This window comes from Streptomyces sp. NPDC092045, assembly GCF_044756005.1.
Taxonomy (GTDB): domain Bacteria; phylum Actinomycetota; class Actinomycetes; order Streptomycetales; family Streptomycetaceae; genus Streptomyces.
This window is the reverse complement of sequence record NZ_JBIVSC010000002.1, coordinates 676,581-692,702: the sequence shown is the minus strand read 5'-3', so window position 1 is coordinate 692,702 and position 16,122 is coordinate 676,581. Positions and strand designations below refer to the sequence as shown.

The following is a 16,122-nucleotide window of genomic DNA, read 5'->3' as shown; positions in this document are numbered from 1 at the left end:
GTGACCCTGGCCCGTCTCGCCGCCCGTCACGGCGTCGCCACCGTCCACAGCCCCGCCGACGGCGGTGACGTGCCCGTGCCGGAGGCCACCGTGGTGGCCGTCCTCGCCGCCCTGGGCGTGGACGCGTCCACGCCGGAGGCGGTCGCGTCCGCCCTCGCGGCGGCGGAACGAGCCGACCGGGAGAGCCTGTTGCCCCCGACCCTGGTCCACTGGCGGACCGGGGCCGGGAGCGGGGCCCCCGGAGCCGACCCGCTCGGGGGGACGGGCGGGGGAGCGGACGGGGAGGCGCGCGGGGAAGCCGGCGAAGGGACGGCCGCGGGCGCGGGCGCGGGAACGGGCGCGTACGGCGACCCCCTCCGCCCCCCGTCCCACCTCCCGCCCGGCACCCGGCTCCAGGTCACCACCGAGGACGGCGCCGTCGTCCTCGGCGACGACTGGTCGGGGCTGCCCCTCGGCGTCCACGCGGTCGAGGCCGAGGCCCCCGACGGGCGCACGGCCACCGCCACCCTGATCGTGAGCCCCGCGCGCGTGCCCGGGCCGGACCGGCGCGCCTACGGACTGCTCGTCCAGCTCTACTCGCTGCTCTCCGGCCGCTCCTGGGGCATGGGCGACCTCGGCGACCTGCGCGAGCTCGTCACCTGGGCGGGCCGGCGGCACGGCGCCGGGTTCGTCCAGGTCAACCCGCTCCACGCGGGCGTGCCCGGCGCCCCCACCGACCCCTCCCCGTACCGCCCCTCCTCGCGCCGCTTCCCGGACCCCGTCCACCTGCGGATCGAGGAGATCCCCGAGTACGCCCTGATCGGCCCCGAGCGCCGCGAGGAGCTGGACCGGATCCTCGCCGACGCGGCCGAGCTGCGCGAGCGGGTCCTCGGCAAGGGGGCCCTGATCGACCGGGACGCGGTCTGGGAGGTCAAGCGGCGGGCCCTGGAGCTGCTCCTCACGAGCGTGGAGCTCGGCCCCGGGAGGCGCGCCGACTTCCACGACTTCCTGGCCGGACGGGGCCGCGCCCTGGAGGACCACGCCACCTACCAGGCCCTCGCGGAGCGGCACGGCCACCACTGGCGCGCCTGGCCCGACGCCCTGCGCACCCCGCGCACGGCGGAGGCGGCCGTGCGCGCCGACCCGGCCCTGGCCGCCCGGGTCGACTTCCACTGCCGGCTCGCCTGGCTGACGGACCGGCAGCTCGCGGACGCGGCCGGGGCCGCCCGCGAGGCCGGGATGGCGGTCGGGATCGTCCACGACCTGGCCGTCGGCGTCCACCCGGAGGGCTCGGACGCCTGGGCCGGCCAGGAGGCCTTCGCCGCCGGCATGTCGGTCGGCGCCCCGCCCGACGCCTTCAACTCCCGCGGCCAGGACTGGGGCCTGCCGCCCTGGCGGCCCGACGCCCTCGCCGCCGCGGCCTACGCCCCGTACCGGGGCCTCCTGCGCGAACTCCTGCGTCACGCGGGCGCGCTGCGCATCGACCACGTGATGGGCCTCTTCCGGCTCTGGTGGGTGCCGGAGGGCCGCGAGCCCACCGAGGGCACGTACGTCCGGTACGACGCCGAGGCGATGCTCGCCGTCCTCGTCCTGGAGGCGCACCGCGCCGGGGCCCTGGTCATCGGCGAGGACCTCGGCACGGTCGAGCCGGGGGTCCGGGAGGAGCTGGCCCGGCGCGGGGTGTTCGGGACCTCCGTGCTCTGGTTCGAGCGGGACTGGGCGGACACCGGCCGTCCGCTGCCCCCGGAGGAGTGGCGCGCGGAGTGCGTGGCCACCGCCACCACCCACGACCTGCCCTCCACCGCCGCCCGGCTCTCCGGCGACCACGTCGTGCTGCGGCACCGGCTCGGGCTGCTCCCCGGCGACCTGGAGCGCGCGCGGGCGGCGGACCGGGCCGAGACCGCCGAGTGGCGCGGCCTGTTCGAGCGGCTCGGGCTGCTCCCGGAGGGCCCGGGCGAGGAGGCCGAGATCCGGGCCGTCCACCGGTACCTGCTGGCCACCCCGGCCCGGATGGTCGGGGTGTGGCTGCCGGACGCCGTGGGCGACCGCAGGCCGCAGAACCTGCCGGGGACCTGGGACGAGTACCCCAACTGGCGGCTGCCGATCGCGGGCCCCGACGGGCAGCCGCTCACCCTGGAGCGGCTGGCCGCCTCGCCCCGGGCGCACGCCCTCCTGAGCGAGCTGCACGCCCGTACGGCACCCCCGGGCGCGCGGCGCGTCTAGGCGTTCGCTACGTTTGCACCGTGGACAAGAAGAACGCCCTGCGCGCCGGCGCCGTCGCGGCCGGTACGACGCTGATGATGCTGCTCATGTCGTCCCCCGCGCTCGCGCTCACCCGCGACGACGGTGACGACCCGGCCCCCAAGCTGGAGGTCATCGAGACCCTCGGCCTGTTCGTGGCCGCCCCGCTGGTGCTGTTCCTGGTCATCACCGGCCTGGTGATGGTGCTCGACAAGTCCAAGAAGGTGTGACGCCGAGAAGGCGTGACGCCGAGAAGGTGTGACGCCGAGGGGGCGCGGCTCCGGGCGGGAGCGGCTCCTTCCCCGTCTTCGTCGAGGGCGCCGCACGGTACCGACGTACCGTGCGGCGCTTTCGCGCGCCCGCGCGCGGCCCGCTACGCCGTGGCCGCGAGCAGTTTGCGCAGCAGTCCGGCCAGTTGCTCCGCCTCCTCCGCGTCGAGCGCCGCCTCCAGGGCGGCCCGCTGCTCCGCGAGGCCGTCCGCGACCGCCAGGTCCACCAGCTCCCTGCCGCGCTCGCTGAGGGTGACCCGCAGCCCGCGCCGGTCGTTCGGGTCGGGGCTGCGGCTGAGCAGCCCGGCCTTCTCCAGGCGGTCGAGCCGGCCCGTCATGCCGCCCGTGGTGATCATCAGCGTGGCGGACAGCTCGCGCGGCGAGAGCGTGTACGGCGCTCCCGACCTGCGGAGGGTCGCGAGCACGTCGAACTCCCCGCGCGCCACGCCGTGGGGCGCGTACGCCCTGCCCACCCGGTCGCCCATGGCGTCGGACAGCCGGTAGATCCGGCCGAAGACGGCCATCGGGACCGTGTCGAGGTCGGGCCGGACTGCCGCCCACTGGTCGGTGATGGCGTCGACGGCGTCGTGGGCGGGGCCGGGGCCGCCGGCTCGACCGGGGCCGGGGTTCTTCGTGTCCATGCGCCCAGTCTCCCCTTCCGTCCGGTCCCCGTACGAGGCGGCCGGACGGAGAACCTTGCGAGTGAATAGCTTAGTGCTAAGTTAATTAGCGCCAAGCGAATTCGGGGTCTCCGCACCCGCCGCACCGGCACTCGCACTCAGGGGGAACCCGCATGTCCCGCCCGACCCCAACGTCCCACCGGACCGCCACGTCCCACTCGACCGCCACGTCCCACTCCACCGCCGCACCCCATCCGACCGCCGCGTCCCACTCGACCACCGCACCCCATCCGACCACCGCACCCCACCCGACCGCCGCGTCCCCCGGGCCGGGCGCGTCCCGCAAGGCCGCCTTCGTCGCGCTGACCGCGCTCGCCCCGATCTCCTGGGGCTCCACCTACTACGTCACCACCGAGTTCCTGCCGCCCGACCGGCCCCTCTTCACCGGCCTGATGCGCGCCCTGCCCGCCGGACTCCTGCTCCTGGCGCTCACCCGCACGCTCCCGAAGGGCGCCTGGTGGGGGAAGGCCGCCGTCCTCGGCGCCCTCAACATCGGCGCCTTCTTCCCGCTGCTCTTCCTCGCCGCCTACCGCCTCCCCGGCGGGGTCGCCGCCGTCGTCGGCTCCGTCGGCCCGCTCTTCGTCGTCGGCCTCGCCGCCCTCCTCCTCGGCGACCGGCCCACCGTCGGGTCCCTGGCCGCCGCCGTCGCCGCGGCCTTCGGCGTCAGCCTCGTGGTCCTCAGGGCCGGAGCCGCGCTCGACCTCGTCGGCGTGGTCGCCGGACTGCTCTCCGCCCTCTCCATGTCGGCGGGCGTCGTCCTCACCAAGCGCTGGGGCCGCCCCGAGGGCGTCGGCGCCCTCGCCGCCACCGGCTGGCAGCTCACCGCGGGCGGCCTCGTCATCCTGCCGGTCGCCCTCCTGGTGGAGGGCGCCCCGCCGGCCCTGACCGGCGCGAACCTGGCCGGCTACGCCTACCTGGCACTCGGCAACACCGCCGTCTCGTACGTCCTCTGGTTCCGCGGCATCGAGCGGCTGGGCGCCTCCTCGGTCACCCTCCTCGGCCCCCTCTCGCCGGTCACCGCCGCGATCATCGGCTGGGCGGCGCTCGGCCAGGTCCTCGGCCCGGTCCAGCTGCTCGGCGTGGCGATCGCCCTCGGCGCCACCCTGGCGGGCCAGCTCGCCCCCCGTGCGCCCGAGATCCCGGCCGACGCCCTCGGTGCGGGCGAACGGGGGAAGCCGCGGGCGCCGGCCGAACCGGAGGCCCGCGAGGCGCCCCGATAGGTTGCGCCCATGACCGAGTGGGACATCAAGAAGCTCCGGATCCTCCGCACCCTCCGCGACCGCGGCACCGTCACCGCGACCGCGGAGACCCTGCTCATGACCCCCTCGGCCGTCTCGCAGCAGCTCGCCAACCTCGCCAAGCAGCTCGGGGTGACGCTCCTGGAGGCCCAGGGCCGCCGGGTCCGGCTCACCGACGCCGCCCATCTGGTGCTGCGCCACGCGGAGGCGGTCTTCGCGCAGTTGGAGCGCGCCGACGCCGAACTCGACGCCCACCTGCGGGGCGAGGCCGGACGGGTGCGGGTGGCGGCCTTCCCCACCTCCGTGCCCGCGCTCGTCGTCCCCGCCGTACGGCACCTGCGGACCGCCCACCCCCGGCTCGACGTCCGGGTCCGGGAGGCCGAGGCGGCGGAGGCGTACGAACTGCTCACGGCCGGCGAGGTCGACCTCGCCCTCTCGCTCGCCGCCCACGCGCCCTCCGCCCGCGACCCCAAGTTCGGCCGGACGCCGCTGCTCGCCGATCCGCTCGACGTGGCCCTGCCCGCCGGGCACCCGCTCGCCGACGCGCCCGGCCTGCGGCTCGCGGACCTCGCCGCCGAACCCTGGATCTACGGCGGTTCCGGCCCCTGGTCCGAGATCACCACCGCCGCCTGCGAGGCCGCCGGCTTCACGCCCGAGCAGGCCCACAGCGCCTCGGGGTGGACCGCGATCCTCGCCATGGTCGAGGCCGGGATGGGCGTCGCGCTCGTGCCCCGCATGGCCTCCGCCGAACGCCGGGGCGGCACCGGGGTCGTCATGCGCGTCCTCTCCGCCGACCAGCCGCGCCGCCACGTCGTCGCGGCGGTGCGGAGCGGGGCAGAGGAGGGCCCGGCGGTGGCCCGGGTCCTCGCCGCGCTCCGGCGGGCGGCGGCGGAACGCGAAACCGTCCAGCGCGGCTGACCGCGGGCGGCGGCGGAACGCGAAACCGCTCGGCACGACCGACCGACCGACTGTCGGGCGGCGGACCGCGAAACCGTCCAGCGCGGCTGACCGCGGGCGGCGGAGCGGAAAAACGTTCAGTTCAGCTGAAAAGAACCGTCGAAAACATTCGATGGACCTGGAAGGGCCGGGCGCGGGAAGGTCGGTCCATGAGCAGCTTCGACGAGAACCAGGACCCGCACGCCAACGACGCCGCCCCCTACTCCGGCGGGGACCCCTACGCCGACTACCGCACCGGGGACTTCCCCTTCACCGACCTCGTCGACCTCGCCGACCGCCGCCTCGGCGCCGGGGTCGTCGCCGCCAACGACGAGTTCTTCGCCGAGCGGGAGAACCTCCTCGTCCGCGAGCGCGCCGTCTTCGACCCCGAGCGCTTCGGCCACAAGGGCAAGATCATGGACGGCTGGGAGACCCGCCGCCGCCGGGGCGCCGACGCCGGGAACGTCTTCCCCGCCCCCGACGACCACGACTGGGCGATCGTCCGCCTCGGCGCCCCCGGCGTCGTCCGGGGGATCGTCGTCGACACCGCCCACTTCCGGGGCAACTACCCGCAGAAGGTGTCGGTCCAGGCCACCGCCGTCGAGGGCAGCCCGAGCCCGGCCGAACTCCTCGACGCGAAGTGGGAGGAGCTCGTCCCGCCCACCCCCGTCCGCGGCCACGCCGCCAACGGCTTCGCGATCGACGCCGAGCGCCGCTTCACCCACGTCCGCCTCCGCCAGCACCCCGACGGCGGCGTCGCCCGCCTCCGCGTCCACGGCGAGGTCGTGCCCGACCCCGAGTGGCTGGAGCTCCTCGGCACCCTCGACCTGGTCTCCGTGCTGAACGGCGGCACGTACGAGGACGCCTCGGACCGGTTCTACTCCTCGCCCACCCAGATCATCCTGCCCGGCACCTCCCGCAAGATGGACGACGGGTGGGAGAACCGCCGCCGCCGGGTCCGCGACACCCACGACTGGGTGCGCTTCCGGCTCGCCGCCCAGGGCGCCGTCCGCGCCGTCGAGATCGACACCGCCTACCTCAAGGGCAACTCGGCCGGCTGGATCGCGCTCCAGGGGCGCGACGGCGAGACGGGCGAGTGGTTCGAGATCATCCCCAGGACCCGGCTCCAGCCCGACACCCTCCACCGCTTCAAGCTGCCCGCGCGGGCCGTGGTCACCCATGTGCGCCTGGACGCCTTCCCGGACGGCGGCGTCGCCCGGATGCGCCTCCACGGCACGCTGACGGAACAGGGTGCGGCCGATCTGCGCGCCCGCTTCACGGCGCTCGGCGGCTGACCGCCGGGACGAGGAGAAGGGGCGCCCCGCCGGGCCGCCGGGACGGGGAGAAGGGGCGCCCCGCCGGGCCGCCGGAACGGGGAGAAGGAGCGCCCCGCCGGGCCGCCGGAACGGGGAGAAGGGGCGCCCCGCCGGGGAGGGCGCCCCTTCTCACCCACGGCTCACCGGCGGTCTCAGACCGCCGCCGCCGCGTCCGCCGCCTGCGCCTTCAGGGCGCGCTCGACGCCCGCGCGGCACTCCGTCACCAGGCGCCGCAGCGCCGGGGCCGGCCGGTGCTCCTCCAGCCACGCGTCCGTCGCGTCCAGCGTCTCCTGCGAGACCTGGAGCCTCGGGTAGAGGCCGACCACGATCTGCTGCACGATCTCGTGGCTGCGGGTCTCCGCGACGCCCTTGATCGCGCCGAAGTACCGCGCGGTGTACGGGGCGAGCAGCTCGCGCTGGTCGGACTGGACGAAGCCGCCGATCACGGCCTCCTGCACGGCGTTCGCCAGCTTGTCGTCCTCGACGACCGACGCCCAGGCCTCGGCCTTGGCCTCCTCCGACGGACGGGCCGCCCGCGCGGTCGCCGCGTGCCGCTCGCCCGCCGCCGTGCGGTCGCGCTCCAGCTCGCCGGCGATCTCCGCCTCGTCGTAGCCCCCGGTCGCCGCGAGCCGCTGCACGAACGCCCAGCGCAGCTCGGTGTCCACCGCCAGGCCCTCGATCGTCTCGCGGCCCTCCAAGAGCGCCGCGAGCAGGTCGAGCTGCTGCGGGGTGCGGGCGGTCGCCGCGAAGGCGCGCGCCCACGCGAGCTGGTGGTCGCTCGCCGGCTCGGCCGCGCGCAGGTGCGCGAGCGTCGCCTCGGTCCAGCGGGAGAGCCCGGCCTCGCGCCACTCCGGCGCCGCGTACAGGTCGAGGGCCGCCTTGACCTGGCCCTGGAGCGACTGCACCACGCCGATGTCGGACTCCTTGGCGATGCCCGAGAGCACCAGCTCCAGGTAGTCGCGGGTGGCCAGCTCGCCGTCGCGGGTCATGTCCCAGGCCGAGGCCCAGCACAGCGCGCGCGGCAGCGACTCGGCGAAGTCGCCCAGGTGCTCGGTGACGTTGGCCAGCGACACGTCGTCCAGGCGCACCTTGGCGTACGACAGGTCGTCGTCGTTGAGGAGGACGACCGCCGGGCGGCCCTTGCCGACCAGCTGCGGCACCTCGGTCCGCCCGGCCGCCGCGATGTCCAGCTCCAGGCGGTCGGTGCGCACGAGCCGGCCGGTCTCGTCGAGCTCGTAGAAGCCGATCGCGATCCGGTGCGGGCGCAGGACGGCCTCGCCCTTGGCGCCGGCGGGCAGCGCCGGGGCCTCCTGGAGGACCGCGAAGGCGGTGATGGCGCCGTCCGCGCCGGTCTCGATCTCCGGGCGCAGGACGTTGATGCCGGCCGTCTCCAGCCACGCCTTCGACCAGGCGGTCAGGTCGCGGCCCGAGGTCTTCTCCAGGGCGCCGAGCAGGTCCGACAGGCGCGTGTTGCCGAAGGCGTGCGCCTTGAAGTACGCCTGTACGCCCTTGAAGAACTCGTCCTGGCCGACGTAGGCGACGAGCTGCTTGAGGACCGAGGCGCCCTTGGCGTACGTGATGCCGTCGAAGTTGACGAGCACGTCCTCCAGGTCGTTGATCTCGGCCATGATCGGGTGCGTCGACGGCAGCTGGTCCTGGCGGTAGGCCCAGGTCTTCTCCGCGTTGGCGAAGGTGGTCCAGGCGTTCGGCCAGCGGGTGCCGGGCACGGAGGCCTGGCAGGCGACCGAGGTGTAGGTGGCGAACGACTCGTTCAGCCACAGGTCGTTCCACCACTCCATGGTGACGAGGTCGCCGAACCACATGTGGGCGAGCTCGTGCAGGATGGTCTCGGCCCGCCGCTCGTACGCCGCGTCCGTCACCTTCGAGCGGAAGACGTACTGGTCGCGGATGGTGACCGCGCCCGCGTTCTCCATCGCGCCCGCGTTGAACTCCGGCACGAAGAGCTGGTCGTACTTGGCGAACGGGTAGTCGTACGCGAACTTCTCCTGGAACCAGTCGAAGCCCTGGCGCGTGACGTCGAAGATGTGGTCCGCGTCGAGGAACTCGGCGAGCGACGGACGGCAGTAGATGCCGAGCGGGACGGTCTGCCCGTCCTTCTCGTACGCCGAGTGCACCGAGTGGTACGGGCCGACGATCAGGGCCGTGATGTACGTGGAGATGCGCGGGGTCGGCTCGAAGACCCAGACGTCGTCCTCGGGCTCCGGCGTCGGCGAGTTCGAGATGACCTTCCAGCCGGCCGGGGCCTTCACGGTGAACTGGAAGGTCGCCTTGAGGTCGGGCTGCTCGAAGGAGGCGAACACGCGCCGCGCGTCCGGCACCTCGAACTGGGTGTACAGATAGGCCTGGTCGTCGACCGGGTCGACGAAGCGGTGCAGGCCCTCACCGGTGTTGGTGTACGCGCAGTCCGCGACGACCTTGAGCTCGTTGCGGCCCTCCCGCAGGTGCCGCAGGGCGATCCGCGAGTCCCGGAAGACGGCGGCGACGTCCAGCGCGTGTCCGTTCAGGACGGCCTCGTGGACGGCGGGGGCGACGAGATCGATGAAGGTCTCGGCGCCCGCCTCGGCGGAATCGAAGCGGACGGTGGTGACGGACCGGTAGGTGCCGCCCTCCTGCGCACCGGTGAGGTCGAGTTCGACCTCGTACGCGTCCACGGTCAGCAGCGCCGCCCGCTGCCGGGCCTCTTCACGGGTCAGGTTCGTACCAGGCACCCGGTCAACTCCTCTGTTTCATGACGATTGGCCCCATCCTTCCACGGGGCGGCTCAGCGACGCACGGCACATTTCCACGGCCCGTCGCCGCTGATCCTGAGCAGCCCGGGACCCGCCACGGGGGCGCTCGCCCGGACCTCGCCGATCTCGTCCACCAGCAGGATCCGCTCCTCGTCGTCGTGGAGCGGGTCCTCCGGCGCGGCGTGCCGGTGCACGGAGAAGCGGCCCTCCCCGTGGTGCAGGAAGTCGAGGACCCCGGGCGGTCCGTCGTAGACCACGAGGTCGTGCGCGATCCCCTCGACGTGGCTGTCGAAGCGGCGCGCGTGGGAGAGCGGGAGGACCCGCAGCGTCCAGGGGGCGTCGGCGTCCACCCGTAACGCCAGCGGGCGGGAGCGCGGCACCAGGGCGACGGTCCGGGCCCGGACGTCGTCCTCGTACGCCATGAGCAGGGAGTCCTCGGCCCGTCCGTACGCGTCGCAGGACTCCACCGAGGTGAGGAGCGAGTGGTACGACTCCACCTCCAGGAGCACCCAGCCGCCCGCCGGAAGCCCCGGGCCGCAGTGCACGGTCTCCTTGCCGCGCCCCCGGTGGACGGCGGGCCGGAAGTCGGGGCCGGACGGGACGGGCGGGGGCGGGGGCGCCGGGCGCTCGTACTCCGGGTACTCCGGGTACCTCCGGTACTCGGGGTACCCCTGGTACTCCCGGACCGGGGCGCCCGGGACCGCCGGGACCGCGTACGCGGGAGGCGCGTACCCCGGTGCCGCCGGCGCCGCGTACGCCGGGGGAGCCGCCGGGGGCACGTACCCCGGCCCCGGGATCGGGGGCGGCGGGGGCTCCACCACGATGCCGAAGTCCGTCGCGAGCCCGGCGAGCCCGGAGCCGTACCCCCGGCCGCCCGCGTGGAACCGCCAGCCGCCGTCCCGCCGGTGGAACGCGCCGAAGACGAAGGCGGTCTCCGACGTCGCGTCCCCGACCACCCGGTACGCGACGGGCGCCCCTGCCGCGTCCGTGACCCGCACGTCGAGGCCGGGCACCCGCCCGAAGGCGCTCCCGTCGACGGAGGCGGCGACCACCAGCCGCCCCACGTCCGGCTCCACGCGCGCGAGGTCCAGCCACAGCCAGTCGGCGGCCCGGCTGCCGGGCGCGCCGGGCGCCGACCTGCCCAGGTGCCGCACGGCCCCCGAGGGGTGCCCGGCGTGGTTGTAGAAGACCAGGTCGGCGTCGCCCCGCACCCGCCCGGCGGGGCCCAGGAGCAGCGCCGACACGTCCACGTCGGGCACCCCGTGCCCGGTCCGCCAGCCGACCGCCACGTGGAGGGCCTGCGGGGGCACCGGCACGCCGTCCCCCTCGGGTATCCGGTTCATGGGGGAACTCTGGCACGGCCGGACGCGCCGGAGGGGCGGCTCCCGCAACGGGAGACCGCCCCTCCGGTACGCGTGCCGCGGGGTCTCAGCCCTCCAGCTCGGCCGCGACCAGCTCCGCGATCTGCACGGCGTTCAGCGCCGCGCCCTTGCGCAGGTTGTCGTTGGAGAGGAAGAACGCGAGGCCGTTGTCGACGGTCTCGTCCACGCGGATGCGGCCGACGTACGAGGCGTCCTTGCCGGCGGCCTGGAGCGGGGTCGGGATGTCGGAGAGCTCGACGCCCTCCGCGCCCTTCAGCAGCTCGTGGGCGCGCTCGACGCCGATCGGGCGCTCGAAGCGGGCGTTGACCTGGAGGGAGTGGCCGGAGAAGACCGGGACGCGCACGCAGGTGCCGGAGACCTTGAGCTCCGGGATCTCCAGGATCTTGCGGGACTCGTTGCGGAGCTTCTGCTCCTCGTCGGTCTCGAAGCTGCCGTCGTCGACGATGGACCCGGCGAGCGGCAGCACGTTGAAGGCGATCGGGCGCTTGTAGACGCCGGGCTCCGGGAAGTCGACGGCCGCGCCGTCGTGGGTGAGCGCGGCGGCGTCCTCGGCGACGGCCTTGACCTGGCCGTCCAGCTCGGCCACGCCGGCCACGCCCGAGCCGGAGACGGCCTGGTAGGTGGTGGCGACGAGGGCGAGGAGGCCGGCCTCCTCGTGGAGCGGCTTGAGGACCGGCATCGCGGCCATCGTGGTGCAGTTCGGGTTGGCGATGATGCCCTTGGGGCGGTCCTTGACCGCGTGCGGGTTCACCTCGGACACGACGAGGGGGACCTCGGGGTCGCGGCGCCAGGCGGAGGAGTTGTCGATCACGACGGCGCCCTGGGAGGCGACCTTCTCGGCGAGGGCCTTGGAGGTGGCGCCGCCGGCGGAGAAGAGCACGATGTCCAGGCCGGTGTAGTCGGCGGTGGAGGCGTCCTCGACCGTGATGCCGTCCACGACGGTGCCGGCGGAGCGGGCGGAGGCGAAGAGCCGCAGCTCGTCGAGCGGGAACTCGCGCTCGGCCAGGATGGTGCGCATGACTGTGCCGACCTGACCGGTGGCTCCGACGATTCCGACCTTCACGGGGACTCCTCCGTGCTCATGGGGACGTATGGGCGGGGGTGCTGCTCGTCCATCATGCGGGCGACCACGGTCGCCTTGTCCAATCCATTGTCCAAGGTCCGGGACGGAGACGGGGAGGAGGGGGCGGGAACGCGGGGAGGGGGCGGGCCCCGTCTCCGGCGCCCGCCCCCTCCCGTCACGCGGTGTCGCGGGGTGTTACGGGGTGACCGCGCCGATCACGACGCTGCCGGTGCCCGCGACGGTGCCGCGGGCGTTGACGAGCTGCACCTCGCCGAAGAACCGGCGTCCCTCGGGGGCGGCACCGGCGACGACGACCTCGGCCGTCACCGTGGCGGACCCGCCGTTGGGCAGGGCGGCCGGCTTCGAGCCGGCGACCTTCACGGTGCCGAGCGCGGACGAGTAGTACACGTCCTTGTAGTCGTAGGTGGTGCCGCCCTCGGCCTGGACCGAGTAGGCGTCGACCACGACGGTGTACGTGCCCGCGGCCGGCTTCACCAGGGAGACGGCCTCCTCCGAGTCGCCGTCGGCGGCCTGCGCGACCTGCTTGCCGTTGAGCAGCACGGTCAGGTCGAGGTCGGCGGCCCGGTCGGAGGTGTTGCCGATGCCGATGTCGAGCCGCTCGACGCCCTCGCCGATGGTGACGGTCCGGGTGTGCGTCTCGTGGTGCCGGATGGTCGGCGTCTCGGTCTTCTGCGAGCCGAGGGAGCCGCCCTTGAGGGTGCCCTCGATGCCCGCGAAGCGGTTGGTGACCTTCCACTGGACGGGGGCCGGGGTGCCGACCTTCGCCTCGGGGACGTTCTGGACGGCCGGGTCGAAGTCGACGCCGAGCGCGGAGACGTCCAGGGTGTACGGGTTGTCCAGGTCCGGCGACGTGCGGCGGGCCTCGACCTCGATCTCCCAGACGCCCGGGGTCGGGTTCGGGTAGGAGCGCAGGTCGGGGCGGCAGGTGTTCGCCGGGTTGTAGTGCGGGTAGCAGCCCGTGGTCGCGGTCGGGTCGACCGGGACGCCGACCGGGTGGATCGCGATGAAGCGGGTCTGGCTCTTCGCCTTCAGACCGGACAGCGCGACCTCCAGCGTCTTGGCGCCCTGCGGCACGGTGACGAAGTACGAGGTGGTGCTGTTGCGCTGCACGGAGCCCTTGGCGGTGAGGCCGTAGCCCGGCGCGACCAGGTCGTGCGCGACGACCGAGGTGGCGAGGATCTGCTTGTCGACGCCCTCGGTGCGCTCGTCGTCGGCCTCCAGGATGACGCTGTGCACGCCCGCGGAGGACGCCTTGGCCTGGAGCTTGACCGTGACCGGCTTGTTCAGCGGCAGCTGGATCCGGTCGTCACCGACGATGCGGAAGGTGCCGTCGTTGTACTTGAGGTCCAGGTCGTGCCGGACCGGGCGGTCCGGGCCGCTGGTGCGCGTGATGGTGACGTCGTAGACCCGCTTCTGGCCGACCTTGAGGTCGCCCTCGCGGTCGTACACGCCGGTGCCGGTGCGCGGGGCCGGGAAGATCAGGGTGTCGACCGGAGCCTGCACCGTGTAGTCGTGCGCCGTGGCGCCGTCCTTGATGGACTCCCAGGCCTCTTCGATGTCGATGCGGCCGGCGCCCTGCTCGTGCGCGGCGACCCCCGGGATCCGCTGGGCGGTGGAGGTCAGCGCGGTGCGCAGGGTGAGCGGGGAGAGCGCGATGCCCTTCTGCTTGGCGGCCGAGAGCAGCAGCGCGCTCGCGCCCGCCGCCTGCGGCGAGGACATCGAGGTGCCGTTGAGCATGCCGTAGCCGGCGGGCAGCGCGTAGCCCGACTCGGCGAGGCCGGCGCCCGGCAGCCAGGTCGGGATGGTGTTCACGGCCGAGCCGGGGGCGGTGATCGTCGGGGTGAAGCCGCCGTCCTCGCGCGGGCCGCGCGAGGAGAAGGGGAACATGGCGTACTTCTTGTCGACGGCCGAGCCGTAGTTGGCGGCCCAGGTGTCCTTGGAGACGGCCGCGCCGACCGAGAGGACCTTGTCGGCCAGGCCGGGGTCGCCGATCGTGTTGATGCCGGGGCCCGAGTTGCCGGCCGAGATGACCAGCTGGACGCCGTACTGGTCGATCAGGCGGGTGTAGAGGCGGGCGCGGACGTTGTCGCCGTCGTTCTGCTGCGGCAGGCCGCCGATCGACATGTTGACGATGTCGACGCCGCGGTTGACGACGAGGTCCGTCATGCCCTCGGTGAGGGCGGTGTTGGTGCAGCCGCCGGTCCAGGTGCACGCGCGCGAGGAGACGATCTTCGCGCCGGGGGCGGCGCCGTTCATCCTGCCGCCGAAGAGCCCGTGGGCGGCGGTGATGCCGGCGACGTGGGTGCCGTGCGAGGACTCGACGAGGCCGATGTTGACGAAGTCGGCCTTCTTGCCGACCCAGGTGCCGCCGGCCGGGTCCATCGGGACGTCCTTGCGGATCTCCACGACGAACGGGGTCTTCTCGACGACCTCGGTGGCCGGGTCGTCGGTACCGAAGTAGCCGATCTGGAACCCGTCCTTGTACGGCTTCATCGGCGCGTTGTCCGTGAAGTCGTTGTTCTGGTCGGTGTCCACCCGGACGGTTCCGGCGACCGGGTCGTACAGCAGGCCGAAGACGTCGGTGGTGTCGCCGTCCCGGTTGATGTCGCCGGCCGGGTCGCCGCCCGCCGTGATCGACTCGGTGAAGCGGCTGAACTGGTACGAGCCCGCCGGTGCCTTCCAGCTCTGCGCGGAGGAGGTGAAGACGGGGCCGGAGACCGGGGTGATCTGGGGGCGCCAGGTGGCGTCGCCCTCGGTCAGCGGGTCGGTGGCGGTGACCCAGTCGACGATCTTGCGCTCGCCGGTGGTGGTCTTCTGCAGGGCCGGGTGGCCGAGGTCGACGCCGGAGTCCAGGACGCCGATGGTCACGCCGCGGCCGTCGGCCTTGGGGTGGCTCTCGACGAAGTCGACCGCGCCCGTCTCGTGCGAGGGGTTGTACGGGTTCCTCGCCGGGGTCTTCCTGCTCGGGGCCGGGTAGGTCTTCTTGACCGTGGTGCCCTCGACGGGGCCCGTCGCGCCGCCCGTGTCCGGACGCGGGTCGTCGAGCGGGATCTCGGCCTGGAGGTCGACGGCCTGGACCGAGGAGAGCGCGGTGGCGGCGCGGATGGCGGCCTCGGCCTTGGCGGTCGGCAGGGTGGCGCGGACGTAGCCGAGCGCGTCCTGCCGCTTGCCGATCGAGGCGCCGGCGACGGCGTCCAGCTGGGCGGCGACCTGCTCGGTGGCGCCGGGGGCGGTGGCGACGAGGACGGTGACGTTCTTCTCGCCGCTCTCCTGCGCCTCGACGAGGCGCTGGGCGTCGACGGCGCCGAGCTTGTCGGCGGAGTCCGAGGACTTGACCGGGGGAGTGGTGCCCGGGTCGTCGGAGGCGAACGCGGGCACGGTGCCGGCCGCGACGAGCGCGGCGACGAGACCGGTGGCGGCCGCGATGCGCGCGGCGCGTCTCTGTCCGGGCGCCGGGCGCCGGGCTATGACGCCCGGAGTCTGGGGGGTGGCCATGTACATCCCTGTCTGTGAAGGAGAGGGTCCGGATACCGGTTCCGGATGACCGCTCAGCCTTTCGCAAATGACAGGGTTTTGGGGAGAGTTGCCAGGGAGAAGGTGTGCGTCATGGCGTGAACCCGCCAGCGCGCCCGATGCGCCATCGTGGTCAAAGCGGTACCGACCGGGGCGTCACGCCTCCTTGGCGCGGGCGTGGTGCCGGGAGGCCTTGGCCCGGTTGCCGCAGACCGCCATCGAGCACCAGCGGCGGGTGCCGTTCCGCGAGGTGTCGAAGAAGTGCAGGATGCACGCCTCGTGGGCGCAGGCCCGGATCCGGTCGGGCGCGGCGCGCAGCAGGTCGAGGTAGTCGCGGGCGGCGGTCCAGCCCGGCCCCCACGCCGGATCGGCGAACTCGGGCTCCTCGCCGGGGCCGTCGGCGGTGAGGGTGGCCCGGATGCGGCCGTGGCCGAGGACGGCGTCGACGCGGGCGGTGGCGGCGGGGTCGCCGGGACGGTCGACGAGCGCGGCGAGCGCGTCCCGGGCGGCGAGGGTGTGGCGCAGGGTGGTCGCGTCGGCGGCGAACCGCCCCTCCAGGCCGTTGGCGGCGAGCCAGACGGCGAGCCCCTCGACGCCGGTGAGCAGGTCCCGGCGGGCGCCCTCCTCGATCCAGCGGGTGTTGAGCAGGTCGAGGGAGACGGGCTCGCCGGTGAGCGGCCGGGGGTCGACGGCGGTCATGGGCGGGCGCCCTCCTCGTTCTCCTCGCGCGCTAA

Annotated in this window: 11 protein-coding genes; 5 read left to right on the top strand and 6 right to left on the bottom strand. The window is 74.4% G+C overall.

Going from position 1 to position 16,122, the window contains the following annotated elements; all coding sequences use genetic code 11:
- A complete protein-coding gene (gene malQ, locus ACIQKA_RS09885) occupies window positions 1-2,202 on the top strand; it encodes a 4-alpha-glucanotransferase (protein WP_402540573.1) in 2,202 nt (733 codons plus the stop codon).
- Window positions 2,203-2,222: 20 nt separating this feature from the next.
- Entirely contained in the window at window positions 2,223-2,450 is a 228-nt protein-coding gene (locus ACIQKA_RS09880) for a hypothetical protein (protein WP_383149701.1), read from the top strand.
- 143 nt (window positions 2,451-2,593) lie between these two features.
- Here the strand turns inward: ACIQKA_RS09880 and ACIQKA_RS09875 are convergent, their stop codons facing one another.
- Window positions 2,594-3,130, bottom strand: coding sequence for a MarR family winged helix-turn-helix transcriptional regulator (locus ACIQKA_RS09875; RefSeq protein WP_383149703.1), 537 nt, complete (start codon window positions 3,128-3,130; stop codon window positions 2,594-2,596).
- 152 nt (window positions 3,131-3,282) lie between these two features.
- On the opposite strand from ACIQKA_RS09875, the gene ACIQKA_RS09870 reads away from it, so the two are divergent.
- The 3 genes from ACIQKA_RS09870 (at window position 3,283) to alc (ending at window position 6,638) form a co-directional block, all read left to right on the top strand.
- Window positions 3,283-4,389, top strand: coding sequence for an EamA family transporter (locus ACIQKA_RS09870; protein WP_402540571.1), 1,107 nt, complete (start codon window positions 3,283-3,285; stop codon window positions 4,387-4,389).
- Window positions 4,390-4,398: 9 nt separating this feature from the next.
- Window positions 4,399-5,325 carry a LysR family transcriptional regulator gene (locus ACIQKA_RS09865; protein ID WP_402540570.1) on the top strand — a complete coding sequence of 309 codons (927 nt, stop codon included), beginning with the start codon at window positions 4,399-4,401 and terminating at the stop codon, window positions 5,323-5,325.
- Window positions 5,326-5,513: 188 nt separating this feature from the next.
- A complete protein-coding gene (gene alc, locus ACIQKA_RS09860) occupies window positions 5,514-6,638 on the top strand; it encodes an allantoicase (RefSeq protein ID WP_383149708.1) in 1,125 nt (374 codons plus the stop codon).
- A 173-nt stretch (window positions 6,639-6,811) separates the two neighbouring features.
- Here the strand turns inward: alc and pepN are convergent, their stop codons facing one another.
- The 5 genes from pepN to ACIQKA_RS09835 all read right to left on the bottom strand — a co-directional run bounded on the left by pepN (window position 6,812) and on the right by ACIQKA_RS09835 (window position 16,087).
- Window positions 6,812-9,388, bottom strand: coding sequence for an aminopeptidase N (gene pepN, locus ACIQKA_RS09855; RefSeq protein ID WP_383149710.1), 2,577 nt, complete (start codon window positions 9,386-9,388; stop codon window positions 6,812-6,814).
- A gap of 53 nt (window positions 9,389-9,441) precedes the next feature.
- Complete coding sequence (locus ACIQKA_RS09850) at window positions 9,442-10,752, bottom strand: TerD family protein (RefSeq protein WP_391092757.1); 1,311 nt, start codon at window positions 10,750-10,752, stop codon at window positions 9,442-9,444.
- 85 nt (window positions 10,753-10,837) lie between these two features.
- Window positions 10,838-11,854 carry an aspartate-semialdehyde dehydrogenase gene (locus tag ACIQKA_RS09845; RefSeq protein WP_383149714.1) on the bottom strand — a complete coding sequence of 339 codons (1,017 nt, stop codon included), beginning with the start codon at window positions 11,852-11,854 and terminating at the stop codon, window positions 10,838-10,840.
- Between the two features lie 195 nt (window positions 11,855-12,049).
- Entirely contained in the window at window positions 12,050-15,370 is a 3,321-nt protein-coding gene (locus ACIQKA_RS09840; protein WP_391092759.1) for a S8 family serine peptidase, read from the bottom strand.
- A 174-nt stretch (window positions 15,371-15,544) separates the two neighbouring features.
- A complete protein-coding gene (locus ACIQKA_RS09835) occupies window positions 15,545-16,087 on the bottom strand; it encodes a CGNR zinc finger domain-containing protein (protein WP_390105604.1) in 543 nt (180 codons plus the stop codon).
- Between the last annotated feature and the right edge of the window lie 35 nt (window positions 16,088-16,122).

Excerpts from the sequence above, each read along its gene's own strand:
- ACIQKA_RS09870 (WP_402540571.1), top strand. The coding sequence starts at position 3,283 with ATGTCCCGCCCGACCCCAACGTCCCACCGGACCGCCACGTCCCACTCG.
- ACIQKA_RS09840 (WP_391092759.1), bottom strand. The coding sequence starts at position 15,370 with ATGGCCACCCCCCAGACTCCGGGCGTCATAGCCCGGCGCCCGGCGCCC.
- ACIQKA_RS09850 (WP_391092757.1), bottom strand. The coding sequence starts at position 10,752 with ATGAACCGGATACCCGAGGGGGACGGCGTGCCGGTGCCCCCGCAGGCC.
- ACIQKA_RS09835 (WP_390105604.1), bottom strand. The coding sequence starts at position 16,087 with ATGACCGCCGTCGACCCCCGGCCGCTCACCGGCGAGCCCGTCTCCCTC.
- ACIQKA_RS09875 (WP_383149703.1), bottom strand. The coding sequence starts at position 3,130 with ATGGACACGAAGAACCCCGGCCCCGGTCGAGCCGGCGGCCCCGGCCCC.
- ACIQKA_RS09865 (WP_402540570.1), top strand. The coding sequence starts at position 4,399 with ATGACCGAGTGGGACATCAAGAAGCTCCGGATCCTCCGCACCCTCCGC.
- alc (WP_383149708.1), top strand. The coding sequence starts at position 5,514 with ATGAGCAGCTTCGACGAGAACCAGGACCCGCACGCCAACGACGCCGCC.